Origin of the sequence: Chitinophaga silvisoli, from assembly GCF_003412465.1 — a bacterium.
In the GTDB taxonomy this organism is placed as follows: Bacteria; Bacteroidota; Bacteroidia; order Chitinophagales; family Chitinophagaceae; genus Chitinophaga; species Chitinophaga silvisoli.
In genome coordinates this window covers 1091739-1105061 of record NZ_QTJV01000001.1, presented here as the reverse complement: position 1 = coordinate 1105061, position 13323 = coordinate 1091739, and the positions used below count along the sequence as shown (strand labels likewise).

At 45.2% G+C, this 13323-nt stretch carries 12 protein-coding genes and 1 pseudogene; 6 read left to right on the top strand and 7 right to left on the bottom strand.

The window, feature by feature from the left end; translation table 11 throughout:
* Positions 1 to 15: 15 nt before the first annotated feature.
* The 3 genes from DXN04_RS04485 to DXN04_RS04475 form a co-directional block, all read right to left on the bottom strand.
* On the bottom strand, positions 16 to 1476 hold the full coding sequence (locus tag DXN04_RS04485; RefSeq protein WP_116852084.1) for an NCS1 family nucleobase:cation symporter-1: 1461 nt from the start codon (positions 1474 to 1476) through the stop codon (positions 16 to 18).
* Positions 1477 to 1493: 17 nt separating this feature from the next.
* The gene (locus tag DXN04_RS04480; RefSeq protein ID WP_116852083.1) at positions 1494 to 2846 is read right to left on the bottom strand and encodes an aminotransferase class III-fold pyridoxal phosphate-dependent enzyme; all 1353 of its coding nucleotides are present in this window, start codon (positions 2844 to 2846) and stop codon (positions 1494 to 1496) included.
* Between the two features lie 413 nt (positions 2847 to 3259).
* On the bottom strand, positions 3260 to 4717 hold the full coding sequence (locus tag DXN04_RS04475) for a CoA-acylating methylmalonate-semialdehyde dehydrogenase (RefSeq protein WP_116852431.1): 1458 nt from the start codon (positions 4715 to 4717) through the stop codon (positions 3260 to 3262).
* 142 nt (positions 4718 to 4859) lie between these two features.
* On the opposite strand from DXN04_RS04475, the gene DXN04_RS04470 reads away from it, so the two are divergent.
* From DXN04_RS04470 to DXN04_RS04455, 4 genes and pseudogenes are all read left to right on the top strand, one after another.
* Positions 4860 to 5351: an Lrp/AsnC family transcriptional regulator gene (locus DXN04_RS04470; RefSeq protein WP_116852082.1), complete on the top strand. Its 492-nt coding sequence runs from the start codon at positions 4860 to 4862 to the stop codon at positions 5349 to 5351.
* A 170-nt stretch (positions 5352 to 5521) separates the two neighbouring features.
* A pseudogene (locus DXN04_RS35720) lies at positions 5522 to 5674 on the top strand (integrase core domain-containing protein); the annotation flags it as partial.
* Positions 5675 to 5961: 287 nt separating this feature from the next.
* Positions 5962 to 6600, top strand: a complete 639-nt coding sequence (trhA, locus tag DXN04_RS04460) for a PAQR family membrane homeostasis protein TrhA (RefSeq protein ID WP_116852080.1) — start codon at positions 5962 to 5964, stop codon at positions 6598 to 6600.
* A gap of 33 nt (positions 6601 to 6633) precedes the next feature.
* Positions 6634 to 7293: a GDSL-type esterase/lipase family protein gene (locus DXN04_RS04455; protein WP_116852079.1), complete on the top strand. Its 660-nt coding sequence runs from the start codon at positions 6634 to 6636 to the stop codon at positions 7291 to 7293.
* Positions 7294 to 7330: 37 nt separating this feature from the next.
* Here the strand turns inward: DXN04_RS04455 and DXN04_RS04450 are convergent, their stop codons facing one another.
* Together DXN04_RS04450 and DXN04_RS04445 are read right to left on the bottom strand one after the other, a co-directional pair.
* On the bottom strand, positions 7331 to 8644 hold the full coding sequence (locus DXN04_RS04450; RefSeq protein WP_116852078.1) for a serine hydrolase domain-containing protein: 1314 nt from the start codon (positions 8642 to 8644) through the stop codon (positions 7331 to 7333).
* Positions 8645 to 8717: 73 nt separating this feature from the next.
* On the bottom strand, positions 8718 to 10208 hold the full coding sequence (locus DXN04_RS04445; protein ID WP_116852077.1) for a SulP family inorganic anion transporter: 1491 nt from the start codon (positions 10206 to 10208) through the stop codon (positions 8718 to 8720).
* A 73-nt stretch (positions 10209 to 10281) separates the two neighbouring features.
* Here DXN04_RS04445 and DXN04_RS04440 point away from each other — a divergent pair, with 73 nt between their 5' ends.
* Positions 10282 to 10803, top strand: coding sequence for a hypothetical protein (locus DXN04_RS04440; protein WP_116852076.1), 522 nt, complete (start codon positions 10282 to 10284; stop codon positions 10801 to 10803).
* On the opposite strand, the gene DXN04_RS04435 is transcribed toward DXN04_RS04440, so the two are convergent.
* Together DXN04_RS04435 and DXN04_RS04430 are read right to left on the bottom strand one after the other, a co-directional pair.
* On the bottom strand, positions 10792 to 11325 hold the full coding sequence (locus tag DXN04_RS04435) for a flavin reductase family protein (RefSeq protein ID WP_116852075.1): 534 nt from the start codon (positions 11323 to 11325) through the stop codon (positions 10792 to 10794). The two genes, DXN04_RS04440 and DXN04_RS04435, sit on opposite strands and share 12 nt — an antisense overlap.
* 1 nt (position 11326) lies before the next feature.
* Positions 11327 to 12358 (bottom strand): SDR family NAD(P)-dependent oxidoreductase, encoded by a 1032-nt coding sequence (locus DXN04_RS04430; RefSeq protein ID WP_116852074.1) that lies wholly within the window; start codon positions 12356 to 12358, stop codon positions 11327 to 11329.
* Between the two features lie 99 nt (positions 12359 to 12457).
* On the opposite strand from DXN04_RS04430, the gene DXN04_RS04425 reads away from it, so the two are divergent.
* Positions 12458 to 13240, top strand: coding sequence for a mechanosensitive ion channel family protein (locus tag DXN04_RS04425; protein ID WP_158568843.1), 783 nt, complete (start codon positions 12458 to 12460; stop codon positions 13238 to 13240).
* Positions 13241 to 13323 lie beyond the last annotated feature (83 nt).

The following is a 13323-nucleotide window of genomic DNA, read 5'->3' as shown; positions in this document are numbered from 1 at the left end:
TAATGCCTTTTCCCCTTAATCAGCCGTCGCATACTCTACCGATTTTACTGATCGCATCAGCAGTGTATACCCAATCCCCGAAACAAAAAACCCTACAAACCATGCATAACTATACATCCCCATTATCCACCCAGGCAATGCATCAGCAGCTATCACATGGATCGTTGCCAGGAAACCAGGAATATTCGGCGCAATACCCAATAGCAATGCCAGTACAGCATACCTGTTATACCCATTCGTATAACTATACCTGCCATCATGCTGATACAATTCATCCAACTCCAGCTGCTGCCTGCGTAAAATGTAATAATCAGCGATCATTATACCTCCTACCGGGCCTAATAAACTTGAATACCCCACCAACCAGGTAAAGATATACCCACTGGGATCAGCCACCAGTTTCCATGGGAAAATAAGTATGCCTATTACCCCTGTTATAAAACCTCCCGTCCGGAAACTGATCTTTGCAGGATTCAGGTGTGCAAAGTCATTGGCAGGACTCACAATATTCGCTGCAATGTTTGTAGCCAGTGTGGAAATCGCTACGGCTATCATAGCAATGCTCACCAGTATTTTATTATCAAACTTTCCAGCCAGTACCACCGGATCCCAGATCGTGGTACCATATACAATGGTTGTAGCAGATGTAACCACCACACCAATGAAGGAAAACAATGTCATGGATGTCGGTAAGCCCAAAGCCTGTCCCTTTACCTGTGCCTGCTGACTATGCGCATATCTTGTAAAATCAGGGATGTTCAAGGACAGTGTAGCCCAGAATCCTACCATCCCCGTCAACCCGGGAATAAAGAAAGCCCAGAATGCGGCGGCACTTGTAAACTTCGATGGCTGTGTGAGGATAGGTCCCAGTCCGCCACTCACGGCATGGATGGCCCAGTATAATAGTGCCAATGCTGCGACCGGTAAAAAAATCGCTTTGAACACTAACAGCTTTTTTATGCTGTCGATGCCTAAGTACACGACATACATATTCAGGCACCAGAAAAGAATAAAGCAGATCGCCGGACCTGTCGCCAATCCCCACGATGCAGGGAATACGGCAGGTAATTGTTCCAGGGCAGGGATCCAGAGGCGTAACATCTGGTAGATAGCAAATCCGCCTATCCATGTTTGAATGCCGAACCAGCCGCAGGCTACAATTGCTCTTAATAACGCAGGAACATTGGCTCCTTTGGTACCAAAGCTGGCGCGGGCAAATACAGGAAATGGAATACCATATTTGGTACCTGCATGACCATTTAGGATCATAGGGATCAATACGACTGTATTGCCCGCGAAGATGGTCAGGATGGCCTGCCACCAGTTCATACCACCTTCTATCAGCGAACTGGCAAGCATGTAGGTTGGAATGCACAGGCTCATACTAATCCAGAGTGCTGCGTAATTCCAGGTATTCCAGGTCCTGCTGCCGGCAGGTACGGGTGCCAGGTCTTCACTGTACAAATTGGTAGGCATATTATTAAAAGTTAGTGTCAATTCACATACTCGTCCGCTATCCCCAACGCATCGTCAATAATCGCCAGGCCCTCATCCATTTGCTCCCTCGTGATGCTCAATGGCGGCGCTATAAACACATAGTTCCATCTCACAAACGCATACATGCCCAACTGCTTTATCCGTGCCGCCACCTTATTCATCACCACCATCTCCTCCGGTTTCGCATTAAAAGGTGCCATCGGCTCCTTCGTCTCCCTATTTTTCACCAGCTCTATACATCCCAACAATCCCGTCGTTCTGAAGTCTCCGATACAAGGATGCAGGGCCTTCATCTCCTCCACACGCACTGTCACATATTCCCCCATCCTCGCCGAATTCTCAATCAACTGCTCATCCTCATAGATCTTCAACACTTCCACTCCCGCTGCACAACATACCGGATGTGCTGAATAGGTCAAACCCAGCCACAATGTTCTTTCATCAAAATGCGCCGCTATCTTATCACTCACGATCAGGGCTCCCAGGGGTAAATAACCCGCCGTTATCCCTTTCGCTGTCGCAATCATATCAGGTACGACACCATGCACATCACAGGCAAACCATTTCCCCGTTCTGCCAAATCCACTCATCACTTCGTCGGCAATCAACAAAATTCCATGTTTATCACAAAGCGCCCTGATCTTCTGCAAATAATCAGGCGGATATTTTATACAACCAGAACTCCCACTCTCCCCTTCCATCAATATGGCTGCTACATTCTCCGGCCCCTCAAATTCTATTACCCGTTCTACATGGCTCACACACTCCCGTGAACAGCTCCTTATTTCCTTACCCCATGGACACCTATAACAATAAGGATCTTCCACATGTACAAAATTCGGTGCCTGTTGTGCATCTACTGCCAGTTTCCTTGGGTCTCCACCAGCACTCATAGCCACATAGGAGGCTCCATGAAATGCACGGTAACGTGTTATTATCTTATGCCTGCCCGTATAGAGCCTTGCCAGTTTCACTGCATTTTCAATCGCACTCGCTCCACAAACTGTAAACAATGTTTTCGTTAAATTGCCCGGGGAGATAGCCGCCAGTTTCTTCCCCAACTCTCCCCTCGCCTCCGTCACACAACCAGGTGTCACATAACTCACTGCCTGCATCTGCCGCATCACCGCTTCCGTGACCCGCTGATTGCCATGTCCGATATTTACATTCATCAATCCGGAAGAGAAATCCAGATATCTTTTGTCATCATAATCATACAAATAGATGCCCTCCGCGTGCTTTATGGCTATGGGCTGCAGGCCCTTTTGCCTGCTCCACGAAAATAGGGTGTAGTCGAGGTTATCCTGGATAATCTCCTGGGCAGTTGACAGGTCAACAATTGCTGACATACAATTATTTTTATCAGATTTGAAATACTCCTGGCTGATGCTTTTAATTCCTGCTTCCGGTTTTTATTTGGTCGTATTGATGAATACTATTTATTATTTCCTGCTTCCGGTTTTTATTTGGTCGTACTGATGATTACTATTTATTAATCCCTGCTTCCGGTTTTTATTTGGTCATACTGATGAATACTTATTTAACGCATCCAATTCACCACTTCCTTCGGCTTCAATGCTTAATTTTGGTTGTGCTTCCTGCCTGATAATACCTAATCGGAAGCTTATTCATTTACCATACCTATATAGTTATTCTAACGCATCCAATTCACTACTTCCTTCACCTTCAATGTTAATTTTGGTTGTGCTTCCTGCCAAATAAAGGCTTATATAACTCATGTATCCTAACCTATTCAATCCTCCTAACTCATCCAATTCACCCCTTCCTCCGGATTCCATTTAGTCGTACTCTTCTTCAACTTAGTCCAGAATTCAATCGCACTCTTCCCCGTTATATCCCCCACTCCAAACTTACTCTCATTCCACCCGCCAAATGAAAACGGCTCCCGTGGCACAGGCACCCCTACATTCACCCCAATCATCCCTGCACTCGCCCTCTCCGCCACATAACGGGCCATACTCCCGTTCTGCGTAAACACAGACGCGGCATTGCCATAAGGGCTTGCATTTTCTATATCAAGTGCTTCATCTACGGTGGAAGTGCGAAGTATACTAATCACAGGTCCAAATATTTCTTCCTTCGCTACAGACATGTCCGGGGTAACATAATCAATTATCGTGGGTCCTACGTAAGTACCGTTTTCCTTGCCCGGTACTGCTGCACCTCTGCCATCAACTAAGATGCGGGCACCATTCTTCTCTGCTTCTGTAATATACTGTTCTATTCTTATTTTTGCATCTTTATTGATCACTGCTCCCAAATTTTTCCCGGGAACAATTTTCTTTGCCTCCTCACAAAGCCGCGCTACAATGTGGTCCACATCTCCTACCCCCACCATGGCCGATGCCGCCATACATCGTTGTCCCGCACAGCCACTCATAGACGCAGCTATATTTTGTGCCGTCATATCCGGCTTTGCATCCGGCAATACCAGCAGGTGATTCTTGGCCCCACCCAGTGCCAGGCAGCGCTTCAGATTTTGCGTAGCCCGCCGGTACACCACCTTTGCCACTTTAGTAGAACCGACAAAAGAAACCGCTTCTATGTCAGGATGATCACAGATCGCATTCACGATCTCACTGTCACCGTTTACGATGTTAAATACACCATCCGGCAGTCCGGCTTCTTTCAATAATGTGGCAAGCAGGCCGACACTTAAAGGCACCTTTTCAGATGGTTTCATGATCATACAATTGCCCAGCGTAAGGGCATTGGGAATCGTCCAGTTAGGCACCATCGCGGGAAAATTGAATGGAACTACCGATGCCACTACCCCAATAGGTACATGAGCTGTACGACACTCCACCCCACTGGATACTTCCAGTACCTCGCCTGTAATAAGCTGTGGCAGCGAGGTGGCAAACTCCGTTAGTTCTATACATTTTTCTACCTCCTGTACCGCTTCGGCATAGGTCTTCCCGTTTTCTGCACTGATCATACCGGCCAGTGTTTCCAGGTTTTGCTCCAACAGGAATTTGTACCTGAAAAAAACCTGTACCCTTTCCTTAACAGGTGTACGGCTCCAGGCAGGAAAAGCCTTTTTTGCCGCCTGTACGGCAAGGTCCAGATCTGCAGCTGTGGAACAAGGCATTTCTGTCAACAATGTGCCGTCAACGGGAGAGATGACGGGAATAGTACGATCGGAAGCGATTTTGGTAAAACTTCCGCCTACAAAATTCTGCAATTGGTCGTATTTCATGTCTGGGGTATTTGGGTGATGATTTGTGAGTGGATCTTTTGCCACTGACAATTTTAATACGATACTATCAATTTACTAAAAAAAATGTACATTTATTACATACTTTCTGAAATTTCTGCATTTTTGTCTTTCAACCCTCTATATGGCGAAGCATAAACTACCAGAAAACGTTCCTGCCCAACTCGACGATCTTGATTTTTCCATCTTATCGCATTTACAACAGGATGGCAGGGTGTCATTTACCGTAATTGCGGAAAAGCTCAATGTCTCCATCGGCACTGTCAGGACCCGGTTTAACCGCCTCATTGAAGATGGTACCATCAGCATCATCGGCAGGGTAGATCCTGATAAGGTAGGGTTCAGATCTTATGCGCATATCGCCGTCTATATCCGGCCGGCCACCTTCAAAGAACAGGTGGCGAAACAGATTGCCAGGCTTCCGGAAGTAAGTTTCCTGGCCATGACCTCAGGAGCCTATGACCTGGAGGTAAATGTCATGTGCAGGGATAATGACCATTTAGTACAGTTTGTGAATCAATTGTCAGAAATCGAGGGTGTATACCAAACCAACACCACCATCTACTTCAAAGTGTATAAATACGCACAGCCTGATTTAAGTCTGCTGAAAGCATAAATCCCATTTTATACCCGGCCGGTACTGCAATCCTTTCCCATTGATGCCGGTCAGGGCAAACATGGTAAACTTCAAACAGGATTAATTAACCATAGTGTAAACCTACCTTAGGACCAGACCATACGTCAACTGTAAGGTTTTTCTGTACTAAGACCTACGGAGAGGCGCTTAATGCCGTTAGCAAGGCCATTGATTATTATAACCGTGTCAGACCGCACATGAGTTGTAACTACCTGACACCCAATGAGGCACATACCAAAAAGGGCGCTTTGTCCTCAAAATGGAAGAAAAGAAACAAAGTAATGAGTAATTTACACCTGTAAAGCGCTCGCTGAACCAAGCTCCAACCTGTAAAGCTAATTCTGCATACAATACGTCAACTGTAAGGTTTTTCTGTACTAAGACACCCTGCCTTCTAAGGGAGATATTCCGCAGATAACCCGCAGATAACCCGCAGATATTCCGCCAATAACCCGCATTCTAAAAGAGGCGGGATATCTACGGCTTATCTACGAATCATTCTCGAAACACCCCAGTTTTTTGACTGTTGTTTAACATTAGCTCCAGGCTATTCTTTTTAATTTTGCATCCTGACGAAAAAGATTAACCAATGATTGTATTAGACTCATTTTACAACCGCAAACAGGAGATCATACACGGCATCATTCACGCCGTAGGCATCCTCTTTGGGCTGAGCGCCCTCCCCGTTCTTACCGGTATTGCCGCCACCCATGGAAATACCCCCGGTATTGTAGGTGCCGGCATTTACAGCTTCTGCTTCATTCTCCTATTCACCTGCTCTACCGTATACCACCTGGCCCAAGACCAACAGGTCAAAAAACTATTCGTAGTACTCGATCACATTAGCATCTATTTCCTTATTGCTGGTACCTACACCCCCTTCCTGCTGGTGTTTATGAACAATGCCTTCGGCATCTCACTACTCTGCATTTTGTGGGGACTCACCGCTGTAGGTGTCGTGTTTAAATCCTTCTTTACCGGCCGCTTCAATGTACTGAGTACGATCATCTATCTTATTATGGGATGGATCATGATCGTCGGCGGCAAAACATTTTTCTCCTACCTGCCCCTGCCGGTGATCATCATGATCGCGATAGGCGGCGTACTATATTCTATCGGTGTATATTTTTACATGAAGGAAAAAGCTGCCTATACCCACGCCATATGGCATACCTTTGTGCTCGCAGCCGCCATCTGTCATTATGTTGCGGTACTGCTATCCGTGTAGAATTTTTATTTTGGAGCTATAAAATCGAATGTTATGAAGAAAGCCATGCTTCTCCTGCTGATCAGCATAACCATTTTACAGGTCAGCCAGGCGCAGGACAAACCCCCTTTCTGGGATGATGTACAGACTATTAAGCACTATGATCAAATGTACGCCCCTCCTGCAAACCCCATTCTCTTTGTAGGTAGTTCTTCTATCCGTAAATGGGAAGATATGGAAAGGACCTTTGCATCCTACGATGTTATGAACAGGGGAATTGGCGGTGCAAAGGTGAATGATATTATTTTTTACCTCAACGATATCGTGTTTCCCTACCATCCCAGAGAGATCGTATTGTATGTAGGTGAAAACGATATTCCGGATGGGGCGACTCCAGATACCGTACTCGAGCGTACGAAAAAATTGATCACCGGCATCAGGGAACGTCTGCCCGAAACACCGATTACTTATATCTCCATCAAGCCAAGTCCCTCCCGCGATAAATACAGACAAACCGTGCAGGATGCAAACAGCCTGATTAAAGAATACCTGGAAACACAGCATAAGATCACCTGGGTCGACGTATTTACACCCATGCTGACAAAAGACGGAAATTCAAGACCGGAGATTTTTCAGAGCGATATGCTGCACCTGAATAAGGATGGGTATAAGATCTGGAAGGAATTAATCCAGCCAACTTTAATAAAGAAATAAAAAAATCCCCGCTTGATGCAAGCGGGGATTTTTATTATCAACCAGATTGTCTTTCTAATGGTATTTTCAAGCCTCCTGTTATCATGTATGCTTTTACCGCTTTCCCTGTTCCATCTGTTATAAACTCTACCTGCCTGTCTGTACCATCGCTATAATAGAATTTCTTTTCAGATTCCGGAATCAGTTCTATATCATCAATCCCATTTCCTTTGCGGTATAACTTACCTTCTTTCCTGATCAGTTCTAAACACGTCTTTCCACAATAAGCACCCACATAATTGTCAATCACTGCATTATTAATGGAAGCCCGCTGGTGAATATAAGGATTTACGACAGGCATATTCAGCATAATACCAGCCAGTGCTGCCCCTGCATACTGTGCATTCGATTCGTTGTTAGACAATACGATCACATAGAAATCGCCATCCTTATACCAGCTGATCACCGAACGAAAACCCGGAATACCTCCGGTATGCCAGATCCTGGGATGTGTATCCAGACTATCTACAAACAAGGCATAACCATAATTACCCATATAGGCTGTAGTCATCTTCTTTGTAGATGCTTCAGACAGTACTTTATTACCCAGCAATGCCTTGTCCCATGCCAGCAGATCTTCTGCCGTAGAATACATTCCACCGGCAGCATAAGGACCGGACATTGTATAGAACGGTATATTATAGCCCTCAGCATAACCATGCGTGCGATAAGGCAGGATCGTATCCGGACGATCCATACCGGTGTTCTTCAAACCCGCTTTGTCGGTAATTACTTTCAGGTAGTCAGCAAAGGGCTGTCCTGTTATCTTTTCTATGATATACCCCAACAGGAAGTAGTTGGAATTACTATATGCCCACTGTGTACCAGGTGCAAATAAATAAGGCTGATTCTGGAAACTCCTGATAAAATCAGCGGGTGCCACATCCAGTACCTCCGAGTGAAGGTCTGTCTCAGGCAGGGCTGTATAGTCAGGGATACCTGTCGTCTGATTGAGCAGCATATGAATTGTGACCTTATCACCCTGTGGATAATCAGGAATATATTTACTCAGCTTGTCATCAAGGCTCAACTTGCCCTGCTCTTCCAGGTGAAGGATACAGGCAGCTGTGAACTGCTTGGTGATAGAACCAATCCTGTACTTGCCAGACAAGGTGTTTTTCACATGCCATTCTCTATCAGCTTCGCCAAAGGCATTGCTATAAACGATTTTGCCTTTCTGTCCGACTAAAACAGTCCCGCTGAAATGAGCAATTTTGGACAGGGCACGCATATAAGCGTCTATTTTCAATGCACTGGTATTTTGCGCATGCACGGCAAAGGGTAACAGGAGAAATACAAATATCTTTTTCATAGGATGAAGATACAATTTTCACAAAAAACAACCGCGCCGCTGCCGCGGTATGGTTTGCTTTTTAATTTTCGTTTTAGATGATGTTTACATCAATCACCCCTTCTGCATGCGTGAGCTTTGCTATACAATCATCGCTCAGATGGCGGAGCTGTAATTTCTTCCCCGATTGCTTATATCTTTCTGTCAGTTTATCCAATGCCTGGATAGCACTCATATCGGTGACACGGCTATTTTTAAAATCAATGATCACCTCTTCAGGATCGGTTTCTATATCAAAGCTGGTATTGAAGTCAGCAATGGCACCAAAAAATAAAGGCCCATTTACTTCATAGTGCTTAATACCCTGCGCATCTGTATAATTCTTTACCTGCAATTTGTGTGCACTCTCCCATGCGAATACGAGGGCAGAAATCACTACACCGGCAAGTACTGCCAGGGCCAGGTTGTGCAGCCATACAGTGATAGCTGCTACGAGAATACCAATAACGACATCGTGACGGGGCATTTTATTGATAATGCGAAGACTGATCCACTCAAAGGTGCCAATAGCCACCATCATCATTACTCCTACTAAGGCAGCCATAGGTACTCTTTCAATAAGCGGCGCACCGAATAAGATGACCATTAAAATGGTAATAGCTGCTATGATACCTGACAGACGCGCCCTGGATCCGGCGGAGAGATTCACAAAGGTTTGCGCGATCATTGCACATCCACCCATTCCGGTGAAGAACCCATTTAAGACATTCGCACTCCCCTGGGCAATACATTCTTTATTGCTTCGCCCCCTGGTACCGGTGATTTCATCTACCACATTTAATGTAAGCAGGGATTCAACCAAACCTACACCTGCCATTACCAATGAATAAGGAAAGATGAGTTGCAGGGTTTCGAATGTCCAGGAGATAGCAGGGATATGGAATGGAGGAAAACCACCACTGAGTGCTGCGATATCTTTTACTGTTTTAGTAGGGATGCCGAAACCTACTACCAGGGCAAATACAATGATAATTGCAACGAGGGATGCAGGTACAGCCTTTGTCAATTTTGAGAAGAAAAAGACGATTGCAATAGTTAATAACACTAAGCCCAGCATAATATACAATGGCGACCCTGACAGCCATTCCCCACTTGCTGATTTAAACTGCTGTAACTGGGCAGTGAAGATGATAATCGCTAATCCATTCACAAATCCATACATGACCGGCTGAGGAACCAGCTTAATAAATTTTCCTAATCTGAACAAGCCGACCAGGATCTGTAAGATTCCCGCCAGCATAACAGCAGCAAATACATACTCAACACCGTGTGATTGCATCAGGGTAATGAGTACGACTACTGTAGCCCCGGCCCCACCGGAAACCATGCCGGGACGGCCGCCTGATACCGCTGTCACTAATCCCATAATAAAGGCAGCATATAAGCCTGTTAATGGTGAGAAACCTGCTAAGATGGCAAAGGACAGGGATTCAGGAATCATGGTCATGGCTACAGTGAGTCCGGCCAGGATTTCATTCTTATAATCAACTTTTTGTTTAAAGTCAAATAAATTCAGGTAAGCCATTATGGTGGTTTAATAATTGTGCGCGGGCCGCAAAGTTAGCCGATTTTTTCGGGGATTCCAGTAAATTCGCAGCATGCCCGCATCATCAAACATCCTGTTCAATGCCCTTAAACACCACAGAGGCTTTATTCACCAGCAGATTAAAATAGCGACACCAGCCACTTTGCCGGGTTTATTGAAGAAACTGGGGAATTCACAGATGGATATTTATTATGGATCTTTATCGCTGGAAGGATTGTTTGAAGCCGTTCTCACCCATATCCCTGTAGCAGATGAAGCTGGCTACCTGGCATGGCTGAAAGGGGAATACAAAGAGATTACATTATCTGATACCTCCCGGTGGATCCTACTGGCAGGTAATGTACCCGGGCAATATATTCACCTGCACCCCGCAAGATATTCACCTGAAAGCATGCGGGTAAAAGCGCCTATCTTAAAAACGGCGATTGCCTGTATGGTATGCCATCCGGGCTTGACTCATCCGGATCTGAAAATGGTAAATCATATCCGTACAGGCATGTTGCAACTCTCCCCGGTGAAAGACCTGGACCAATGCCAGCACCTGTGGCAGGTGATGAATATGCTACTTATCTGAGTGGATCCTGATATTTTTCCCCGAGAGCACAAACTGACTGTCTCCCCTATAGGCAATGGTTTCAGGGAATTTAGGCCGGGAGGCTACGTGCGCCCTGACTACTTCGAAAATGAAAAAGTTGTAAGCATTGATGAGCTTAGAGTCGTGGATCTTACATTCAAAACTGGCAAAACATTCTTTGAGCAAAGGCGCTTTCACTATACTGGCAGGCTCCGCTGTGAAGCCGATGCTTGTAAATTTATCTGTGTCAGCACCGCTGCAATTTCCTACTGCAACTACTTTTTTCGCAAGGTCTGAAGAAGGGATATTAATAACGCATTCTCTGCTTTTAGTAATCAGACCGAAACTGTAATTACTTCCTGTAATCATACAACCAATGAGGGATGGTACAAATTCCATGACGGTGTACCATCCCATGGTCATAATATTCTGTTTATCTTTGTAAGCAGATGTGACGAGGACTGTGGGCGTTGGCTCCAGGAACCGTCTTACATCTTCAACAGGAAAATCCTTTTTTATCATATTAATTTGAATCTTGTCTTTGTCCTGAACCTACCTTTCCACTGGACTCATTTGTCGCATCGGGCAGATTTTCTTTTGTGAGCACAGGCTCATTTGAATCAGGATCCGGCCTGTCCTTATACTTACGACCAGTGATCAAATCACCATCCCGCTCGCCACTCTGCTGCGAAATATATTCCCTTTCATTCAGGGAAGCCTCGTGCTGTGGCAACTTCTCTCCTGCCGTATTATGACTCGGCTCATTCAGCTTGCGGGCATTTGAGGCAGACATTTTCGATCCTAACAGATCATTCATCCATACATGCAATTTAGTCTTATTACCAGAGATAATTTTACGCTCCCCTTTCATCAATGCCTCATAACCATCCTTCGCCACCACCTCCGGTGAAGCCAGTTCGGATTCCCTGTAAGTGACAGTATCCTCCTGCCCTGCTTTGTGGAAGAAGTCCGTATCTGTAGCTCCCGGCAATAAAGCGGTAATAGTAATATTTGTATCACGCAACTCCTCAGCCAGTGCAGCACTGAATGAGAGGACAAATGCTTTGGTCGCAGCATATACTGACAACAACGGCATTGGCGTTGTTCCAGCCTCTGACCCCACCTGCAGAATCTTCCCTTCGTTGCGGCGCACCATGTCACGCAGGAATAATTTCGTGAGTGACAGCAGGCCGATTATATTCAGGTGAATGATATCCAGGTCACGCTCCAGGCTGGTATCAATGAATGGGCCCCATTCGCCCTGTCCGGCATCATTGACCAATACATCCACAGTAATCCCCATTTTTCTTGTTTCTTCGTAGATTTCTTCCGCAGATCCGGGTGCAAATAAATTCTTCGCAATAGGTGTTACCTCTACCGAGAAATTTTTCTTCAACTCATTCGTCACTTCATTTAAGCGATCTTCATTACGTGCGACCAGGATCAGGTTGTAACTATCCTTTGCAAAACATTTAGCCAACTCAAATCCAATCCCACTGGTAGCGCCTGTTATCAGCGCATATTTATTTCTGTTCTCTACATTAACAGGTTCCATAATTTAGGTTTTATACACAGGGAAATACAAAGATGAGGCCACGTGATTGCTAAGACTGGTATGATATTTCATATAGTGTTCATTAAAAAAGGTTTTATTATGATGGACAAAATGCTTCAGAACGCTTACCATTGGATCGTTCTCTACGGACCCAGAATAGCTCTTGCATTGTTCGTTTTATTAGCAGGACAATGGGTTATTCACGTAGTTAAGAAATGGTTGTTAAAGACCTTAATGAAGCACCGTGAAGACACGACTTTACGCCCCTTTTTAACCGGTCTAATCACAACAACATTACAGGTCTTCCTCTTATTAGGCGTAATGCAGATGCTCGATATCCGTATGACCATCTTTGCCGCCTTAGTAGGATCTATCGGTGTTGCCGCTGGCCTGGCACTTTCCGGTACTTTACAAAACTTTACCAGCGGTATTATAATCCTGTTACTCAAACCTTATAAGGCAGGTGATACAATCATGGCACAGGGCCAGACCGGCATAGTAAGTTCTATACAATTATTCAACACCATTATTATTACGACTGACAACAGGGCTGTGATTATTCCTAATTCCAAATTGTCCAATGAAGTAATTATCAATCATAGCAGCACTGAAACCCGCCGCATTGAAATAGATCTTAAACTTAGCTACGCTTATCCACCTGATCAGGTAAAGCCGATTGTATTGAAAGTGGCAACAGAAACGCCCAATGTGCACAATGATCCAAAACCAGAAGCCATTGTATCGAACCTGGAACCAGATGGATGGCATATCATGATCTATGCGTGGACCACCCAGGAAGAATTTGATGAAACTAAATTTGATCTGAACGCCAGGGTGATCCATACTTTGCGCGACAACGGCATTAAACTGCCGGGTATGTAGGCAAGCATGCTGTGTATGGGTAAATAACTCACACGGTGCCAATTCGCTGAACAGTTAAAGCACAGCATGGCTGTGCTTTTTGC

Coding starts and splice junctions, on each gene's coding strand:
- DXN04_RS04435 (WP_116852075.1), bottom strand. CDS start 11,325: ATGATAAAAAAGGATTTTCCTGTTGAAGATGTAAGACGGTTCCTGGAG.
- trhA (WP_116852080.1), top strand. CDS start 5,962: ATGATTGTATTAGACTCATTTTACAACCGCAAACAGGAGATCATACAC.
- DXN04_RS04475 (WP_116852431.1), bottom strand. CDS start 4,717: ATGAAATACGACCAATTGCAGAATTTTGTAGGCGGAAGTTTTACCAAA.
- DXN04_RS04450 (WP_116852078.1), bottom strand. CDS start 8,644: ATGAAAAAGATATTTGTATTTCTCCTGTTACCCTTTGCCGTGCATGCG.
- DXN04_RS04430 (WP_116852074.1), bottom strand. CDS start 12,358: ATGGAACCTGTTAATGTAGAGAACAGAAATAAATATGCGCTGATAACA.
- DXN04_RS04470 (WP_116852082.1), top strand. CDS start 4,860: ATGGCGAAGCATAAACTACCAGAAAACGTTCCTGCCCAACTCGACGAT.
- DXN04_RS04485 (WP_116852084.1), bottom strand. CDS start 1,476: ATGCCTACCAATTTGTACAGTGAAGACCTGGCACCCGTACCTGCCGGC.
- DXN04_RS04425 (WP_158568843.1), top strand. CDS start 12,458: ATGATGGACAAAATGCTTCAGAACGCTTACCATTGGATCGTTCTCTAC.
- DXN04_RS04445 (WP_116852077.1), bottom strand. CDS start 10,208: ATGGCTTACCTGAATTTATTTGACTTTAAACAAAAAGTTGATTATAAG.
- DXN04_RS04455 (WP_116852079.1), top strand. CDS start 6,634: ATGAAGAAAGCCATGCTTCTCCTGCTGATCAGCATAACCATTTTACAG.
- DXN04_RS04440 (WP_116852076.1), top strand. CDS start 10,282: ATGCCCGCATCATCAAACATCCTGTTCAATGCCCTTAAACACCACAGA.
- DXN04_RS04480 (WP_116852083.1), bottom strand. CDS start 2,846: ATGTCAGCAATTGTTGACCTGTCAACTGCCCAGGAGATTATCCAGGAT.